13 protein-coding genes are annotated in these 19,210 nt (G+C 48.8%); 8 read left to right on the top strand and 5 right to left on the bottom strand.

The genetic code is table 11. The annotated features are described in order from the left end of the window. Positions 1–230: 230 nt before the first annotated feature. Positions 231–1,733 (bottom strand): guanosine-5'-triphosphate,3'-diphosphate diphosphatase, encoded by a 1,503-nt coding sequence (gppA, locus tag NH568_RS21735; RefSeq protein ID WP_349288029.1) that lies wholly within the window; start codon positions 1,731–1,733, stop codon positions 231–233. A 38-nt stretch (positions 1,734–1,771) separates the two neighbouring features. Continuing rightward, positions 1,772–3,058, bottom strand: coding sequence for an ATP-dependent RNA helicase RhlB (rhlB, locus tag NH568_RS21730; protein WP_253110139.1), 1,287 nt, complete (start codon positions 3,056–3,058; stop codon positions 1,772–1,774). 91 nt (positions 3,059–3,149) lie between these two features. Here rhlB and trxA point away from each other — a divergent pair, with 91 nt between their 5' ends. From trxA to NH568_RS24120, 3 genes are all read left to right on the top strand, one after another. After that, positions 3,150–3,476, top strand: a complete 327-nt coding sequence (gene trxA, locus NH568_RS21725) for a thioredoxin TrxA (protein ID WP_010387092.1) — start codon at positions 3,150–3,152, stop codon at positions 3,474–3,476. A gap of 218 nt (positions 3,477–3,694) precedes the next feature. Continuing rightward, the gene (gene rho, locus NH568_RS21720) at positions 3,695–4,954 is read left to right on the top strand and encodes a transcription termination factor Rho (RefSeq protein WP_010387091.1); all 1,260 of its coding nucleotides are present in this window, start codon (positions 3,695–3,697) and stop codon (positions 4,952–4,954) included. A gap of 213 nt (positions 4,955–5,167) precedes the next feature. Beyond that, positions 5,168–6,451, top strand: coding sequence for a methyl-accepting chemotaxis protein (locus NH568_RS24120; RefSeq protein WP_290444411.1), 1,284 nt, complete (start codon positions 5,168–5,170; stop codon positions 6,449–6,451). On the opposite strand, the gene NH568_RS21710 is transcribed toward NH568_RS24120, so the two are convergent. Then, positions 6,428–9,289: an ATP-binding protein gene (locus NH568_RS21710; protein ID WP_253110136.1), complete on the bottom strand. Its 2,862-nt coding sequence runs from the start codon at positions 9,287–9,289 to the stop codon at positions 6,428–6,430. The two genes, NH568_RS24120 and NH568_RS21710, sit on opposite strands and share 24 nt — an antisense overlap. Before the next feature lie 86 nt (positions 9,290–9,375). Between NH568_RS21710 and NH568_RS21705 the strand changes: the two genes are divergently transcribed. Next, on the top strand, positions 9,376–9,951 hold the full coding sequence (locus tag NH568_RS21705) for a DNA-J related domain-containing protein (RefSeq protein WP_253110134.1): 576 nt from the start codon (positions 9,376–9,378) through the stop codon (positions 9,949–9,951). 39 nt (positions 9,952–9,990) lie between these two features. On the opposite strand, the gene dbpA is transcribed toward NH568_RS21705, so the two are convergent. Continuing rightward, positions 9,991–11,376: an ATP-dependent RNA helicase DbpA gene (gene dbpA / locus NH568_RS21700; protein WP_349288030.1), complete on the bottom strand. Its 1,386-nt coding sequence runs from the start codon at positions 11,374–11,376 to the stop codon at positions 9,991–9,993. Positions 11,377–11,531: 155 nt separating this feature from the next. Here dbpA and NH568_RS21695 point away from each other — a divergent pair, with 155 nt between their 5' ends. Further along, positions 11,532–12,965 (top strand): M28 family peptidase, encoded by a 1,434-nt coding sequence (locus NH568_RS21695; protein WP_253110132.1) that lies wholly within the window; start codon positions 11,532–11,534, stop codon positions 12,963–12,965. An 88-nt stretch (positions 12,966–13,053) separates the two neighbouring features. Further along, positions 13,054–13,839 (top strand): hypothetical protein, encoded by a 786-nt coding sequence (locus tag NH568_RS21690; RefSeq protein ID WP_253110130.1) that lies wholly within the window; start codon positions 13,054–13,056, stop codon positions 13,837–13,839. Here NH568_RS21690 and NH568_RS21685 read toward each other — a convergent pair. Continuing rightward, entirely contained in the window at positions 13,836–16,478 is a 2,643-nt protein-coding gene (locus tag NH568_RS21685) for an EAL domain-containing protein (RefSeq protein ID WP_253110128.1), read from the bottom strand. The two genes, NH568_RS21690 and NH568_RS21685, sit on opposite strands and share 4 nt — an antisense overlap. A 275-nt stretch (positions 16,479–16,753) precedes the next feature. On the opposite strand from NH568_RS21685, the gene ubiD reads away from it, so the two are divergent. Together ubiD and fre are read left to right on the top strand one after the other, a co-directional pair. Next, positions 16,754–18,226: a 4-hydroxy-3-polyprenylbenzoate decarboxylase gene (ubiD, locus tag NH568_RS21680; RefSeq protein ID WP_253110126.1), complete on the top strand. Its 1,473-nt coding sequence runs from the start codon at positions 16,754–16,756 to the stop codon at positions 18,224–18,226. Between the two features lie 144 nt (positions 18,227–18,370). Continuing rightward, positions 18,371–19,084, top strand: coding sequence for an NAD(P)H-flavin reductase (gene fre, locus NH568_RS21675; RefSeq protein WP_253110123.1), 714 nt, complete (start codon positions 18,371–18,373; stop codon positions 19,082–19,084). The last annotated feature ends 126 nt before the right edge of the window (positions 19,085–19,210 follow it).

The following is a 19,210-nucleotide window of genomic DNA, read 5'->3' as shown; positions in this document are numbered from 1 at the left end:
TACTTAATTTTGATTTTTCTTTCGAAGCATTCAAAGCTAAGTTTTATTTGACTCCCAACTCGTTGGCTCGTTGCTTTTCAGCGTTGTGCCCCGTGTCGGTGGATGCGCATTATAGGGAAATCGAAACTCAGCGCAACCCCTTTTTTGAAGAAAAGTGAGAAAAACGGTGCGTTCGGACAAAATACAACCAAACCCCCTATTTTTAGACGTTTATTGTACAAAAAGAGCGCCTAATCGCGCTCAATTTTCAATATCCAACCTGCTTTATCCTGATATCCAGCTTCTAACTCCAATTCGCTGCGCATCAATGGGTGATCATGCAGCCAATCATCGGGTAATGTCAGAGTCAATGTCTCAGGTTCAGTTGCTGTAATGTAAAGGTCGGGCAAAACATCATCTTGGCGGCGCATGGATAGGATTACCGCAATCCGGAGTATCCTGACAAGTAACTCTATAAACCCTTGTTGATTACCAAACTGAGTAAAAGGCCCTTCTTCTACATCGAGTCTGTGGTTACCCACTAACGTCACTACCATTTGCTTTTGAACTCGGGAGTAACCAGGCATGCCGGTGTGTTTCAAAATGTAGGCACTGTGTTGGTGATAAGATTTGTAGTCAATAACTAAACCAATCTCATGCATCGACGCTGCAGCACGTAACAGGCCACACGCACTTTGAAAGTCAAACTGCATCGGCGCTTCTAATTGCTGAAGCAAAATTTTGCATATATCAAACACACGTGCAGCCTGCCCAGCATCAACATGATATCGGGACATAAAGCCATCAAGTGTGCGTTTACGAATATCCGCCTGATTGAGCTGATCGATCATGCTGTACAGGATGCCTTCACGTAAGGCACCACCTGCCAGGCCCATTCGTTCAATCTGCAGCGCTTCGAACAGTGCAATTAATATTGCCAGCCCTGAGACAAAGACCAAACGGCGCTCTTCACTTAATCCGGGCAACTCAAGTTGTTCTATACTCTCAAACCGGATTGCTTGTGCACGAATTGCCTGAAGTTTATCCAGGGTCAGCATTTCATCTAAACCGAGCGCCGCGAAAATCTCCTGAATAGCCTGAACGGTACCGGATGCCCCAATAGCAAGCTCCCAACCAGAAGTTTTATATTGAGCCGCATAAGGTGCAACCACCTTGTGAGCAGCCGTCGTTGCCGCAGTAAAATTGCTCTCACTCAGCGCGCCGTCTGCGAAGTAGCGTTCTAAGTAGGTGACACAGCCCATATTCAGGCTATGATAAAGCTTTGCCTCAAAACCCTGACCAATAACGATTTCGGTGCTCGCTCCACCTATATCGACAACAAGCTGGCGCCCCTGACAGGCAGAAGTATGTGCGACGCCTTTATAAATAGAGCGGGCTTCTTCTTCCCCGCTGATGATAGAAATAGGGTGACCAAGAATTTGTTCAGCTTTTTGCTTAAACACATTTGCATTGGTTGCCAGGCGCAAGGTCGCAGTGGCCACAATACGTATATTGTCAGTCGGGATATCTTGCAGTCTTTCAGCGAACAGGGACAAACATTCCAAGCCCCTCTGCATTGCTTCTTCGCTCAGCAAATTTTGCTCATCCAGACCTGCAGCCAGCCGAACTTTACGTTTGACTCGCCCAATTGTATGCACGCCACCGGCCATATGTTTTGCGATCAACATATGGAAGCTGTTTGATCCTAAATCAATCACCGCATACACATTTTCATGTGGGGATCTCTGAACCACGCTTACTAACCTCTATCTACTTCTACCAAAATGCCCGATTAATTACGCGGGCGCGGTTTTTGGTAACTACCTTGTCGACGGTTACTACCATTGCGATTACCGCGCTGACCGGATGGATTTCTGCGCCTTTGTTGTCTGGCAGGCGCCTTAATATCATCTAGTAGTGCAGACTTATCGTAGTGAGAAACCGGAATTGCATGGTCAATGTATTCTTCAATCTCATGTAAGTTATATGCATACTGCTCGCAGGCAAAGCTAATCGCATGCCCTGATGCGCCAGCTCGACCAGTACGACCAATACGGTGTACATAGTCCTCACAATCGTCTGGCAGGTCAAAATTGAGTACATGACTTACCTCTGGAATGTGCAAACCACGCGCTGCGACATCCGTTGCAACCAGCAGATCCAGTTCACCCTTGGTGAATTTGGATAAAATAGACAAACGCTTCTTCTGATTGACATCGCCAGTTAACAGCCCCACTCGATGCCCGTCATTTTTTAGCCATTCATACACGTTTTCACAACTGTGCTTGGTATTGGCAAATACAATGGCCTTATCGGGCCACTCTTCCTCAATCAAGGTAAGGAGTAAAGGAATTTTGTCCTCTTGCGAAGGGTGGAACAGCTCTTCTTGAATGCGTTTTCCTGTTTTAACATCTGGCTCTATCTGCACATGAATTGGGTTATGCATGTGTTCGAATGCCAACTCCTGGACACGATAAGACAGCGTTGCAGAAAACAGCAGGTTAAGTCTTTGCTGCGTATCCGGCATACGATTAAACAAGTATCGAATATCTTTGATAAAGCCCAGATCAAACATGCGATCCGCTTCATCCAACACAACAACTTCAATGTTATTAAGGTTATAGGCACCTTGTTTGTAGAAATCGATCAGGCGTCCGGTGGTACCAATCAGGATATCCACCCCTTTTTCTAATTGTGACCGTTGTTTTTCGTATTCTTCGCCTCCATATACTAAGCCAAGCTTTAACCCACACGCTGGTGCCATAATTTGGGCGTCTTTGTGGATTTGGATCGCAAGCTCTCGTGTCGGGGCCATAATTAACGCACGTGGCTGACCGGCAACCTGAGCATCAGGCTGGCTTTGCAACAGTCGATGGCAGGTCGCAGTTAAAAACGCAAGTGTTTTACCTGTACCTGTTTGTGCCTGACCGGCAATGTCTCGACCCTCACTGATGTAGGGCATGCACTTTGCTTGGATTGGCGTACAATATTCGAAGCCACTCGCTGTCAAACCGGCGACCACTTCCGGTGCTAAAGCAAAGTCGATAAATTTTTTATTGGTCAAATGTGTCTTAGTCATAGCAATTAAGCATAACGTTTAAACTTGCAATAAGAAACAAGAGTGTTTAAATACGCATTAAATAATTGACCTAATTCTAACGGAGAGCGCAATGAGCGACAAAATTATTCAATTAACTGATGACAGCTTCGAAGCAGACGTGCTTAAGTCGGATACCCCTGTACTGGTAGATTTCTGGGCTGAATGGTGTGGTCCATGTAAAATGATTGCACCTATCCTGGACGAAATTGCAGACGAGTTCGAAGGTCGCGCAACTGTAGCTAAGCTCAACATCGATCAAAACTCTCTGACACCGCCTAAGTTTGGTATCCGTGGTATCCCAACTCTGCTACTGTTCAAAGACGGTGCGGTTGCAGCCACTAAAGTTGGTGCGTTGTCAAAAACACAACTGATCGAGTTCCTTGAGAACAACATCTAACTGATTACTTATCTCAGGCATCAGCATACGCTGAGAGCCGATAAGTCACAGTCCGAATGTATCAGGTAGCGCTGCATCGGCCCTACCTGATTAAATTTGTATAAAGACTGGACGACTGCTCCCCTAGCTGCTAACTTATAGAGCCACTAACCTTAAGCAATTTCAATTCAATCCCTCGTACCACGAGAGAACAACTTTTAAATAAAGAACCCACCAATATGCATTTACGCGAACTAAAAGACAAGTCAATCAATGAGCTTGTAAAACTTGCCGAGTCTATGGGACTCGAAAACGTTGCTCGTCTAAGAAAACAAGACATCATTTTCGCCATCTTGAAAGCGCACGCTAAAAGCGGCGAAAACATCTATGGTGGCGGCGTGCTGGAAATTCTTCAGGATGGCTTCGGCTTTTTACGCTCATCGGAAGCCTCCTACCTGGCAGGCCCGGATGACATTTATGTTTCGCCCAGCCAGATCAGACGCTTTAGCCTGCGTACTGGTGACAGCATTAGCGGCCTGATCCGCCCACCAAAAGATGGTGAGCGATACTTCGCACTGCTAAAAGTGAATGAAGTAAACTTCGATAAACCAGAAAACTCCAGAACTAAAATCCTGTTCGAAAACCTGACACCTATTCACGCCAACGAACGTATGGTGATGGAACGCGGTAATGGTAGTACAGAAGATATCACTGCCCGAGTACTGGATCTCGCATCACCTATCGGCAAAGGTCAGCGTGCACTGATTGTTGCACCACCAAAAGCCGGTAAGACCATGTTGCTACAAAACATTGCGCAGTCTATTTCTTACAACAACCCAGACGCAACACTGATGGTACTGTTGATCGATGAGCGTCCGGAAGAAGTAACTGAGATGCAACGTCTGGTACAGGGTGAAGTTGTCGCGTCAACCTTCGATGAGCCAGCAAGTCGCCACGTTCAGGTAGCTGAAATGGTTATTGAGAAGGCGAAAAGACTGGTTGAGCACAAAAAAGACGTTATCATTCTGTTGGACTCAATCACGCGTCTTGCACGTGCGTACAACACAGTGATCCCATCTTCTGGTAAAGTACTGACGGGTGGTGTTGATGCAAATGCACTGCATAAGCCAAAACGTTTCTTCGGTGCTGCACGTAATGTTGAAGAAGGTGGCAGCCTGACCATCATCGCAACAGCCCTGATTGACACGGGTTCTAAGATGGACGAGGTCATTTACGAAGAGTTTAAGGGTACCGGTAACATGGAACTGCACTTAAACCGCAAGATTGCTGAAAAGCGTGTCTTCCCGGCCATTGACTTTAACCGCTCAGGTACACGTCGTGAAGAGCTGCTTACTAAGCCGGACGAACTGCAAAAGATGTGGATTTTACGCAAGATTGTTCATGAAATGAGTGAAATCGATGCGATGGAATTCCTCATCGATAAGCTGTCTATGTGCAAAACAAACAACGAGTTCTTTGACTCAATGAAGCGTAAGTAATTATTCACGCTAGAAAAGAAAGCCTGCTTATGCAGGCTTTTTTTATGTCTCCACTGCTGACACGCTCCTGTAGGTGTTCTATATATATGTAGATGCGCACAGACACTAACAACAGATCAGGGCAAGTCCTGTCCGCCTGACCTTTGCTTTTGTCTAGGCACACAACGTACAACAAGACTCATCAAGCAAGCCCGATAAAGGAAGAACACACCCATGCGTTTAGTAGCCAGTGCCATGGCCGTGACTACAGTGAATATAGCCGTCGTGCTGGTCTGTGCAGCCACCTTTTCACTTCCTCTCAAAGTCACAGTCACGCTCATCCTCCTGATGGGGATCGCCTCTTTCTTCGCCGCCCTGTGGCTAAACAAGAAACAGCAAAAAGGTGCCTATTTATATAGTTTTGTCAGTGCGTTACACCACCATGATACAATAGACCTGACTTTTCGTTTTGATGAAAAAGACAAAACCTTACCCGAAGCCTGCCTGGCCATCAACGACAGTATGGCGATGATGGAGCATATTATTGGCGAAGTATACGCCTCATCTTCACGGCTCTCCCCTATGGCTGACAGCCTGCGCGATACCTACGCATCTATGACACAAAAAGCGACTATTCAGCATGCTCATGGTGAAGACTTGGCAACAGCAATTAATCACATGCTGACTGTTTCGAGAGAGCTGGATGACAGCCTGGAGAAAATCTACAGCTCAGTCGAAAATGCCACACAAGCGGTCAAAAAGACCCGCATAGATACAGACAAAAGCCAGGAGAGCCTGATGACCCTGGCGGGTAATATTCAGGCTACCAGCGAACAAATCGCTTCATTGAAAGCCGATAGTGATGCCATTAGCTCTGTCATAGACGTCATTAATGCCATCGCGGAGCAAACCAACTTACTGGCACTAAACGCCGCCATTGAAGCTGCCCGAGCTGGTGAACAGGGCCGAGGCTTTGCCGTCGTGGCTGATGAAGTGCGTAATCTGGCAGCGCGGACGAGTCAATCAACACAGGAAGTCCGTAATATGGTCAACAAAATCCAGGCCGGAACTGACAGCGCACATGCCCAGATGCTTACCGCACTGGCAGAAACCGACAAAACAGTCAGCTTATCTGAGGCTTCTACAAAAGAGGTGGACCAAATAGAGCAGTCAATGATAGATATCAATGCACTGTCACACAGCATTCATACCCAGGTAAGCCAACAAAAGGCTGTCTCCGATGAGGCCCAGTCCAGCATTGAGTCAATGGTTGAGCTTAACTCTGATGCCCTTTCTGCCTCCAAGATTCAGGCTGTTTCAAGTAGCGACCTTATCAACCTGGCTGAATGTATTCATGAGAAACTGTCGATTTTCAAAGCAGAGCGGCCCCAGCCGGATGTGACTCACCGTACGGATACCAGCCGGTATAATTGTGACACAGATACACAGGCCGTCACCTCAGACAAAAACAGCCAAGCCAAAGAGCACAGCGCACTAGGTGACATCGAGCTGTTCTGAGTAGCTACACACTTTTAATTCGTCGCACAGGATCAGGAACAAGTCTTGATACAGGGCTGTTTGCTCTTGTTTTAGCGCCGCTTCGAACTGTGAAGCAATATCTGAGATATGGACGAATTCAAACATGCTTGCAGCACCATTTAATTTATGACAATGGTGCTGGAGTGCCTGCCAGTTTTGCTCCTGCCACAAATCAATCAATTTATATCTCTCTTGCTCCAGCGTTTGTGCAAAGCTCTGCTTGAGGTCGCTCATATCTATTGATAAATCCAGTGGTTGAGAGGCATGGATACGCTGCAAAGACTGGGCAAGTGTCTGATACAGCAGATCGCTGTTGATTGGCTTGCTGAGGTGACCACTGAACCCCTGAGCCAGATAACCTTTGATTTCATGTTCCATCACATTGGCCGTCAGTGCATACACTTCTCCTTCAAAACCAGCCTGACGCAATAGTTTCAGGGCCTCCAGTCCGTCCATTTCCGGCATCTGAATATCCATTAATACAACATCCGGATAAGTGCTGAGACAGCGCTCTACCGCTTCTCGCCCATTGCCTACAACATCGACCTCAAGTCCCATTTTTTCGAGCAGTCGAGAGATCAGCGCACGATTATCATCATGATCTTCAGCCAGCAGCACTGTGCCAGATAATTTCACATCTGACGCCAAAGACTGCGCATGCGATATTTTTTCAAGGTTATCTGGCTGACTGGCCTGACTCAGTCTGGCACAGGGCACGCTCAGTTTAAACTGACTGCCTCTTTCAACTTCACTCTGAACTGAGATTTCGCCCCCCATCATTTTTGCCAAATGCTGTGATAAGCTCAGTCCGAGTCCGGAGCCACCAAACCGGCGAGTTATACTATTATCCCCCTGCTGGAAGCACTCAAAAATCCTGGCAACCTGAGATTCCGACATACCAATACCACTGTCTCGCACAATGAATAAGATACCGTCCTCCTGTTGTCTGATAATCAGCTCGACCTGTCCCTCCTGCGTAAATTTCACCGCATTACTGAGCAGGTTGATTAAAATTTGTTTCAGGCGCACATAATCGAGCCGTACTAAATAGGGAGTGGGTAAGTCATTCTCGACCAATAACCCAAGCGACTTCTCCATACAGGGCCGCTGGAACATATCACAGACATCGGCGAGCAGGCTCTCGATGGTAAATTCGGTGTACTCCAGCTCGAGTCTCTGCGCCTCAATCTTACTCAGGTCCAGTACATCGCTGATCAGGTCTTTTAGGTGATTCCCTTGCCTTGTCACCACCCCCAGTGATGACATTAAATGGGGATCGTGTACATAGTCCTGCTGCAAACTTTCCGCATGGCCTAAAATAGCAGTCAAGGGGGTGCGGATTTCATGGCTGATATTAGCCAGAAACTGGCTTTTTATCTGGTTCGCATTGCGCAACTCATCGGCTGTCTGTTGCAACTGCGCCGTTCGCTGGGCCACTTTTTTACTGAGTTCAATTTTTGCACGGCGCTCCGTCGCACGGTGGTAAAATGCAAAGACAGAAATCAGCGCCAGACATAAGATCAATCCACTCATCCATAACAATTGATTTTGCTGCTCATCCTGGAGTTTTTGCAACTCCTGTGCCTGCCTCATTTTTGCCAACTCCTGACTTAGCTGACTTTCTTCAAACTTGCTCTGATACTTGTTCAGGCGCGTGATCAAACCTTCATTCAGCAGGGCAAACTGCAGATCCCGGTAATAATCTAGCGTTTCTGCTGCCGCCTGCATTTTACCTTTTGCGGCCTGAACCAGGGCCAGTAAATGCAAAAACTCTCGCTCCCTGAGGCGATCACCCAGTTTACGTGTTAAGGTAAGCCCCTGGTCGATACTCTCCTCTGCCGCATCAATTTCTCCACGCATTAATTGCAGTCTGGCCGTGGGGTGCAAGGCATGCATAACGCCAGCCTGGTTATCAGCCTTCTCCGCATAATACATGGCAAAGTTGACTTCCTGTTCAGCGGATGTGTAGTCCCTGGTCAATAAACTTAGCTTTGCCATATTGACGTATTCAAACGCCAGGTGCCGGGTGTTATTGATACTGTGATAGTAATCAACCGCCGCTTTAACAGCGGTACGCGCCAGTTCAGGCCGGTTTGATTCGGTATAAATGACCCCAAGGTTGCCTTGTGACAGCGCCACGCCATACTCATCACCTAACCGTTCGAACAGTGTAATGGCACGCTTGAGTAATTCCTCAGCTTTGTTGTAACGAAACTGGCGAATGTACACACCGGCGAGATTCAGCAACATATCAGCCCTGTCTTGCTCATTGCCATATTGCTCGTACAGCATGTAAGCAGCCAGATAATGTTCCAGTGAGGCTTCCAGATCGTGGATCTGGATAAAAGACATGCCCAGATTATTGTGGATATCCGCCCGCTCTATTGGCTTGGCTCTTTGCTCAGCGACCACCAAAGCCTGTTGATAGTCGATAACCGATGCCGAATAGTCTCCCTGGTAAAAGGCGCTGATCCCTTGCATTTTAAAAGCATGGTATAAACTGTCTGACAACCCAGCTTCGCGGCTCAGGGCCTCAAGCTGCTCAAAGTAACGAATGGCCATCTCATAGCGCGTGCTCTCTAGCGCGATCTTACCGATGGTTTTGAGCGTACTTGCCCGTTGCTCAGGCGTTAACTCCGGAAGCTGCAGTAAACGCTCCGCGCCCAGCATCTGTTCCTGCCAGTTTGTCATCTCTGACAGCGCAGTAATTTGCTGCGTGATTGCAGGCGAAGAAACAGATGTGTCGGCATTAACTCTGAGTGACCATACTCCGATCAATAACACAGCAGCTACAGCCCACTTAAAACCCTTTATCATCCCTGTCTGCCCCGTATTACTTGCAATAGACGTGTCAAAAAATAAGAATTGAACAAAGAAGATACACCATGTTTACAGGCGGAACAATGTTGAACCCCCTCCTTGATGCCACTTTTAGGATAATCACCCGTGAGCGCGCAACGCAATTACACCGACTGGCTAGCGCACTGGATAAAGAAATGGGGTTCCCCAGGTTGGACGATGACCCTGACAAAGCGCTTTTTAAGCGTAACTTTTTGTTGATGAATGCGCTCTATCAACTACAGCAAGAGTTTGCTGAGCAAGGGTATTATTTGCAGGTTGAGGCCATGGACATCCGCCTGCTTGAACAGCAAGCACGCTCCACATTGCAAAAACAAGACCCTCTCAGGGATTATTATTTAGATTGGTGCAACTATGATACCAGTAAAGACGAGGTCACCGCGCTGCTGACTCAATTCTGGCAGCGCTACATGAAGATGCCTGAGACGGGGGCCGAGCGGCACGTTGAGCTCATCAGTAAGTGGCAACTGCCGTGCCCGTATTCCCGACGCCAGCTTAGCAAACGCTGGCGTACACTGGCATTTGCGGCTCACCCGGATCAACAAGGGGAACAAACCTTGTTCCAACAACTCCAAGAGGAGTACGAGCTACTTAAATGCTATGCAGAAGCGGATGAATAATACCACCCTCATGATTTATATGAATGTGGATTGATATAACTACAGACTCATCCGCTTTGCTTTAAATTTGCGCCCCTTAAGCTTGCTCTCCTGTAACTTTCTGAGCGCGGGCTTAACCCCTTCTCTGGCCACAGCAACAAACGCCTGATGATCCAGTAAATCAATATTACCAATCAGACTGGCACCAATCCCCTGCTCTGACGTCAGACAACCGACAATGTCGCCAGCGCGAAGCTTGTCTTTTTTCCCTCCATCTACTTGTAAAGTAACCATCGGGGGCTTGAAGGCGGGCTTGTCGAGCAGACTCAAAGGTGGCGGCGTTGCTGGCTCAAACGCCTGTTCATAGATTTCACTCAGTTTAGCGACTTTAAATGCTTCATTTTCGCCGAACAAAGAGCAGGCAAGCCCTTTTTTGCCGCCCCGCCCGGTGCGACCGACCCTGTGTACATGAGTTTGCGGGTCCAGTGCCATGTGGTAATTAACCACCATATCGACATCATCAATGTCCAGGCCCCGTGCTGCAACATCCGTAGCAACCAGCACTGATGCACTTTTATTGGCAAAGCGGATCAATGCGCGAACCCGCTCAGCCTGATCCAGGTCGCCATGCAAGGTGACAACATTCACGCCACTGGCCCTGAGCTCACTATATAACTTCTTCGTTTCGACTTTGGTGTTGCAAAAGGCAATGCAGCTAACGGGTTTGTAATGCTGCAGCAACAGGCGCAATGTGTTAAATCTCAGTTTGTTATTTTTAAGCGCAAAAAACTGCTGTTTAATTTGTCGGTTGAGGCTTTCTTCCTCTCCCTTAACCATGACAGGCTCGCGCATAAATTGTTGGGTCAGCGCCTCAATATCTTTCTGATAAGTGGCACTGAACATCAATGTCTGACGCTCCGGGGGCAGATAAATGGCGATGTTTTCCAGCGCTTCAATGAAGCCCATCGCCAGCATTTGATCGGCTTCATCCAGAACCCAGGTCTGCACCTGAGTCAGGTCAAGTGTGCCTTTATAAAGATGCTCTTCAATTCGCCCGGGGGTACCAACCACAACGTGCGCACCATGCTCCAGCGAGCTGATCTGCGGGCCTATGGGTTCACCACCGCATACTGTCAGCACCTTAATATTTTGCATGCCACGCGCCAGCTTGCGGATCTCCGTGGCCACCTGTTGTGCCAGCTCCCTGGTGGGTGCCAGTACCAGGCTCTGGATCACCTGCTCCTCAGCTACCAGCTTGTTTAGCAGACCAAGGCTAAATGCCAGAGTTTTACCCGACCCGGTTTTTGCCTGAGCGATTACGTCCTGCTGGGCGATAATGGCGGGTAATGCCTGTGCCTGAATGGGCGTCATGGTGGTAAAACCAGCTTGCTGTAAGCCACTTTGGAGATGCCGGGTCAACGGCACTTGATTAAACGATTGGGTCACACTATTACCTCGGAGAAACTCAATTTGCCAAGTTTAGCAAATCCCGCATAGCGCCGTCACTTCAGTAAGTAAAAACGCCCGTTCACCCCGAAAAAGTTTAATTTAACAACATTTGTTGCGACAATCTAAAGCGATGTAAATTACCAAGGGTTACTATGGATCAGATGATACGCTTTACGCCTTTTAGCAGGCTAACCAGCGCTGCCAGACACTGGCTGTTACCACTGTGTGCATTAACCGCCAGTGCGGTTGCTCAGGCACAGGAATTCACGCAAGCACAACTGGAGGAAGTCGCCAAAGTACGTACTCTGGCCAGTCAGAGTGATTTAAGCTGGCAATTGTTGGAATCATTGACGACCGAGATAGGCCCACGCCTGCCCGGTACAGAAAACGATAAGCTGACGGTAGCCTGGGCTGAGCAACAGTTTAAGCGTCTGGGTTTTGACAAAGTCTGGCTGGAAGCCGCAACCTTTCCGGAATGGCGTCGCTATCACGAGTCGGCCAAGCTGGTCGCGCCGAGCGAACAGCCACTGCACATCACGGCACTGGGCAATAGCATCAGTACCCCTCAGCACGGGCTGAGTGGAGAAGTCGTGTTGTTTGAAACCTTTGACGAACTAAAAGCTGCGCCAGCAGGTAGCCTGAAAGGCAAAATTGCTTTCATCAACTACAAAATGAATCGAGATATTGATGGCAATGGCTATGGTCCGGCAGTCCAGGCTCGCAATAAAGGGGCCGTTGAGGCGGCAAAGAAAGGGGCCATCGCCTATATGATGCGTTCAGTCAGTACCGCTCATCACCGTTTTGCGCACACCGGGGGCAGTCACTATGACGAGCAGGTCACGAAAATCCCGGCCACCGCCATAGCAAACCCGGACGCTGATCAAATTGCGCGTCTGTTCAAGCATGGTCACACCCCCAGAGTCGAAATCAATATTCAGACCGAAGATCTCGGTGAAGGGACTAGTTTTAACGTGATTGGTGAAATCACCGGCTCGGAGTTTCCTGACCAATACGTTTTGCTTGGCAGTCATCATGACTCCTGGGATCTTGGCACAGGTGCCCTGGACGATGGTGCCGGTATGGCACTGACCATGGCGGCGGCTAAACACATCGCATCAGTGACTCGACCCAAACGCAGCATCCGGGTCGTCCTGTTTGCCGCCGAAGAGCTGGGGCTATGGGGTGCCAAAGCGTACTTTAAGCGTCATGAAGACAAACTGGCGCAGATTGTTGCCGCCGCTGAATCAGACTTTGGTGCGGACGTGGTGTATGCATTTGAGTCTAACGTGAATGCCACTTCACTGCCGCTGGTTCGCGCCATTGCTGAACAGCTAAAGCCTTTAGGGGTTACCTACATTGGAGCCAATCGCGCACGTGGAGGTCCGGATCTGATCCCGTTAAATAACCTGACCTCTGCGCCGATTTTCGATCTGCATCAGGATGGCACCGATTATTTTGACTACCACCACACCGCAGACGATACGCTGGATAAAGTCGACCCCGCTAAGTTGAAACAAAATACCGCGGCCTATGCCGTCTTCGCACTGATGGCAGCCAATGGTAAAACGCGCATACAGGGTAAGTAAGACACGCCTCTTTTATTAAGTAAGTGCATACCAACCTATGGCGTCGGACATCAGAACCCGACGCCATCCCCAAAACAAGGAGCGAACAATGGAAAAACTCACCGCTGGCCTGTTTACCTCTCATGATCTGATCAGCCGCTTTCTGATCCGCTTTAAAAATGCTTTACTACTTACGGCCATAATGGGTGTTATCGCGTATTTTTGGTTGCAACATGTGCAGCAGACAGCGCACTATCAGCACCTGTTAGTCGAACCGAAAACAGACGACCTGATTTTGATTGACCTGGGTCGTTTTGAGACCCAACGGGCCTATCAGGCCCAGTATCGGATCACTCAGGTCATAGCAACCACCGAAGATACCGTTACGGTTAAGCAAGGGCGTTACACCTATGGGCGAAAACGGGATGTAAAACGGGCAATCCAGCTGGATAATCTGATGCTGGACAAGTATTTTGACCCAGATCCAATTGAGTGGCCCAGAGATGAGCTGGCCGACTACTTTGAGCAAGGCGCGATCTACGCCATACACAGGCCCAATGATATTTATGTTATGGGTGGGATAGTCAAGCCTCGTGTTATACCTCGTCTGCATACACCCATACCTAAACACCGACTGTCACCCGATAACCAACGCGGTATCGCGCATTATCAGGTAGGTGAGCTTTCTCAAGCGCGTGAAGCCTTTGCCAAGGCAGCAGAACTGGGCGACCATTGGGGACAATATAATCTGGCCACCATGCTACTGGCCGCGGAAGGCCAAGATGCAGATACAGAGCAGGCAGTCCAGCTTCTTAATCAGGCTGCTGCGCAGGGCAATCACAAAGCAAAAGCACTGCTCAGTGAGTTGTGTTCAAATACGCTTTCGTGTGACTAGCGGACGATACTCGTCCGCTCAGGACGACTGTGGTTTTGCTCCGCGAAATCGTGAATAAACGCCTCAAATTGCGCCGCGTCTGCAGGCTTAGCGTGCAGAAAGCCCTGAGTATAATCACACCCTAACTCCTGTAAAAAGTTCAGTTGCTCCTGCGTTTCAACGCCTTCCGCAATGACTTTCAAATGCAGCTTGCCCGCCATCGAAATAATGGCGCTCACCAATGCCCTGTCTTCTTCGTCATCAGGCAGATCTCGAATAAAAGCACGGTCTATCTTTAACTTAGACAAGGGGAAGCGCTTCAGATAACTCAGTGAAGAGTACCCGGTGCCGAAATCATCAATCGCCAATCCTACGCCCATTGCACGCAAGCTCTCAAGCTGACGCTGAATATGACCAGAGTTATCGGCCAATACAGTTTCGGTGATCTCCAGCGTTAAAGCATCGGCTGCTAACCCGGTTTCTTTGAGTACTTTGGCGACCAGACTGGCAATATCCTGACGCTTAAACTGTGTACTCGAGACATTCACCGACACAAACAAAGGCTGACCGGTTTGCGTGATCCAGGATTTTGCCTGCGCGCAAGCCTGATATAGCACCCACTCGCCGATGGTGATGATCAGCCCTAACTCTTCACAGACGGGCACAAAGTCTGCCGGTGAAACCTGCCCCAGCTGAGGGTTATGCCACCTTAATAACGCCTCACACCCAAGTCGCTCCTGCCCGACGATCGGCTGATATGCCAGATAAAGTTCACGATTGGTCAGAGCACGATGCAACGCCCCTTCCAGCGCACTGCGTGCTTTGGCATGCTCATGCATTGCAGAAGTGAAAAACTGAAAGCAATTACGGCCATGCTCTTTGGCCTTATACATGGCACTGTCGGCATTTCTGAGCAGCACTTTACGGTCTGCGCCATCATCAGGATAAAACGTAATGCCCATACTACCGGATACAAAGGCTTCATGGCCTTCGAGAAAAAATGGCTCGCTGAGTGCGTGCAGCACTTTGGTTGCAAGCTTTTCCATATCGCTGATTTTTGCCATATCAGGTAACAAGAGCGCAAACTCATCTCCCCCTAAGCGTGCCACGGTGTCTGAATTTCGGGTGCATTCGCGGATCCGATTGGCTGCTTCAATGAGTAGCTGATCACCAATGTGATGCCCTAACGTGTCGTTTACCGCTTTAAAACGATCGAGATCGATAAAACACACCGCCAGGCGGGTTTGTTTTTGTTTAGCCTGCGCCAGCGCGAGGTCAAACTTAGTATGGTAATGATGGCGATTGGCCAGACCGGTGAGATTATCAAAGTTGGCCTGCTGCCACATCAGCTGTTCATTGCGTTTGCGGGAAGTAATATCGTTAAACAGGGCCACATACATATCGATTTCGCCTGCGGCATCGAACACTGCCGAAACCTGCAACCAGCTGGGGTATACTTCGCCGTTTTTACGCTTGTTCCAGATTTCGCCCTCCCAATGGCCCCGGGAAGTCAGCGCATCATACAACTGAGCAAAGTAGGCGGCATCATGTCGGCCCGAGTTGAATATTGATGGGGTATTACCCAGTACTTCTTGAGCTGTAAAGCCGGTGATATCTGTAAATGCCTGGTTGACCATCTGGATCTGATTGTCACGGTTGGAGACCAGCACGCCCTCACTGGTTGTCGCAAAGACGGTACTGGCAAGTCGCTGTTCCTTTTCCCCGGCAAGACGCTTGCTGATATCCTGGATCAAATAAATCGACCCGGTTTCCGCGCCGGCACTGTCCAGCACAGCAGTCTTACTGATCTCGACATCACGACGTTGGCCTGCCAGTTTGACTTCACATTCGATGGGCTCAGCCCCAAGGTTATCCAGGCAGCTACATTCTTCCAGAATAAACCCAACAGGGCGTCCCTGTATGTCGCCTAAATCGCGCTTAGCAGCCTGATTTGCAGAGACCACAACATTACTTGAGTTAGTGTAAATAAGATAATCGCCGATGGCGTTAAAAATGGCACTAAAACGGTTTTTCTGTAACTCTGTGCGGCGTTTTGCACGTCGTAATCGCAGCGTGAACATCACTAACACCAAAATAGAGCCACCCAAAATGGCAATGACACTGCCAAGCAAAATCAGCTGGACCGTATTGGCGTCTTTAAGCTCTGCGGTTTGTAGTGCAACTTGCTGCTCCAGGTTGGATTGATAGTGCCACAAATCTCGCTCCAGGGTGCGTTGTGCACTGATATCCTGGATCACCGATAACAGCAGCGGCAGGCCTTCGTCACTGGTAAATGGTGCAGAATACACACTCACCGTTCTGACTTCTTCATTGGCAAGCTGGTGCTGAAATATAAAATAATTGCGCCCTTCGCTCAGCGCAGACATCCGCTCCTGCTCCACCTGTTGAGGTGAAAACTGGTTGATCTGCTGGATCTGCATGTTTTCCAGTTGTGCCTGACTGTAACCGTAAAACAACGCCGCGGCTTCATTCGCCTGAACGATATTTCCAGTTTTAGGTTCAATGAGTAACATCACGGCACTATGTTGCTCAAATGCACTTATCGGCAAAGCATGCTGCGCCGCAGCACTTTTCGCTGCAGGAAAAAATAGGGCCAGGATGGCAATACATGAGCTGGCTAGTGTGGTTGTTATTTTCAAGCCGCCTCCAAACAAATACTGCGCAATGCAACCGACTATAACTGAAAGCAAAAAGCAAAGATACATAGAGGATCCAGACTATTGCGCCGAATCAATTATTTCTACCGATAGCATAATAGTAGTTAATAAAAGTACGAAACACACTCAGCGAGCACTTTTTCATCTGCTGTGCCCTGTGGTAGTAAACCAAACAGGCTAACCAAACGTAAATGTCTGTTCTACATCTGGCGACTTGTTATACTAGCGCCATTGAATCAGTGCAGCCCTAGATAGTGATGAAATATAAAGATTTAAGAGAATTTATAGCTTTGCTTGAAAAGCAGGGTGAGCTGGTGCGGGTGAGCCAGCCCATTTCCACCAAGCTGGAGATGACCGAAATAGCAGACCGTACATTGCGCGCCGGCGGGCCCGCTATCTTGTTTGAAAATCCCATAGGCTTTGACATGCCTGTACTCGCTAATCTTTTTGGCACACCAAAACGGGTTGCCATGGGGATGGGTCAGGATGACGTGGAAGCATTGCGCGAAGTCGGCAAACTGCTGGCGTTTCTGAAAGAGCCTGAGCCACCTAAAGGTATCAAAGAAGCTCTGGGTCAAATCCCGGTGTTCAAACAAGTACTCAATATGCCCACGAAGGAGCTCAAAAAAGCCCCCTGCCAACAGGTCGTATTGAGTGGTGATGAGGTCAACCTGACTCAGTTACCAATCCAGCATTGCTGGCCGGGTGATGCTGCACCCTTGATCACCTGGGGCTTAACCGTCACCCGCGGACCCCACAAGAAGCGCCAGAATCTGGGCATTTATCGTCAGCAGCTGCTCGGTAAAAACAAAATCATCATGCGCTGGTTATCTCATCGCGGCGGTGCTCTGGATTTTCAGGAGTGGTGTCAGCAAAACCCCGGCGAACCTTATCCGGTCTCAGTCGCTCTAGGTGCAGACCCGGCAACGATCCTCGGTGCGGTGACACCAGTACCAGATACACTAAGCGAGTATGCGTTTGCAGGCCTGCTGCGTGGCAGCAAGACCGAAGTTGTTAAGTCAGTTTCTAATGATCTGCAGGTACCCGCCACAGCGGAAATCATTCTGGAGGGTTATATTCAGCCAGGTGAAACCGCACCGGAAGGCCCTTATGGCGATCACACTGGCTATTATAATGAGGTTGATGATTTCCCGGTGATGACAGTCACCCACATCACGCATCGCGACAACCCGATTTATCACAGCACCTATACCGGCAGACCACCCGATGAACCTGCCATTCTGGGCGTTGCACTCAATGAAGTCTTTGTGCCTATTTTACAAAAGCAGTTCCCGGAAATTGTCGACTTCTACCTGCCACCAGAGGGATGCTCTTACCGGATGGCCGTGGTTACCATGAAGAAACAGTATCCAGGCCATGCCAAGCGCGTAATGCTGGGTGTGTGGTCATTCCTGCGCCAGTTTATGTATACCAAGTTTGTCATAGTGTGCGACGACGACGTCAATGCCAGAGACTGGAATGATGTGATCTGGGCCATTACGACCCGCATGGATCCTGCACGAGATACCACTATGATAGAGAACACACCTATCGATTATCTCGATTTTGCCTCTCCTGTATCTGGACTTGGTTCCAAAATGGGCATGGATGCAACGAACAAATGGCCGGGTGAAACCGATCGGGAATGGGGTGAGCCCATCGTCATGGATGACGCGACGAAACAACGTGTCGATGAGATCTGGGATAGCCTGAAAATCATGAAATCGTAACGAATAAGACAGACTTTTTTCTGGTTTTCTGATGATAGCCAACTGGGAAACTGTCTGTCTCGGTGTGAAAGCGGTTACAGGGCAATCGCGAGTGTGCTAAAGTGCACACACTTTCACCACCGTGCTTATTTTCTAAGGTAAAAAATGCAAGTACTCAAAGCCACAGTGGCCGAGATTTCGCCACTGACTGAATACGTATCTAAAGTTGTCTTAACACCCGAGCAGGATGCCGAATTTGCCGCTGGCCATTACCTGCAATTAGTACTTGGTGAAAAAGACAAACGTGCGTTCTCAATCGCCAGTAGCCCGTCGAAGAAACATACTCTGGAGCTACATATAGGCGCATCTGGCGCAGACTCCTATGCCATGCAGGCATTGGATCATTTAAAAGCAGCACACAGCAACCAGACACAGGTCGATTTAGAAGTCGGACTGGGCGTCTCTCAAATTCGTCCTGAACAGGCGCGTCCGCTGGTACTACTGGCAGGCGGAACCGGTTTTTCCTATGTAAAATCGATGGCCGACCACCTGGCGGAAATTAACTATGATCAGCCAGTCTTGTTCTACTGGGGTGTCAAAGAAGAATCGGCATTGTATGCCAAGGCCGAGATGGAAGCCTGGGCAAGCCGCCGGGCAAACTTCCAGTTTATTCCTGTGGTAGAGCATGCATCAGAGACCTGGGCAGGCCACACCGGTTATGTGCACCAGGCGGTGATGAAGGACATTGTCTCTTTGGAACCATACAGTGTTTATATGGCCGGTCGTTTTGACATGATTGGCATCGTACGTGATGACTTCATCAACCATGGCGCACAGCGCGAATTTATGTTCGCCGATGCCTTTGCATTTATTAAGTAATGCACTGAATGCGCGGTCTCTTGATCGCGCTTTAATCAAAAAAACCAATCGTTGTGATACAAATAATCCATTTTTAAAATAACCTTCGTTTATCCATACTGGGACTGTCACTTAACAGGAGAACCC

Source organism: Pseudoalteromonas sp. XMcav2-N, from assembly GCF_024124545.1.
Taxonomy (GTDB): Bacteria; Pseudomonadota; Gammaproteobacteria; order Enterobacterales; family Alteromonadaceae; genus Pseudoalteromonas.
The sequence above is the reverse complement of the archived record's forward strand: the minus strand, read 5'-3'. Positions and strand labels throughout refer to the sequence as shown.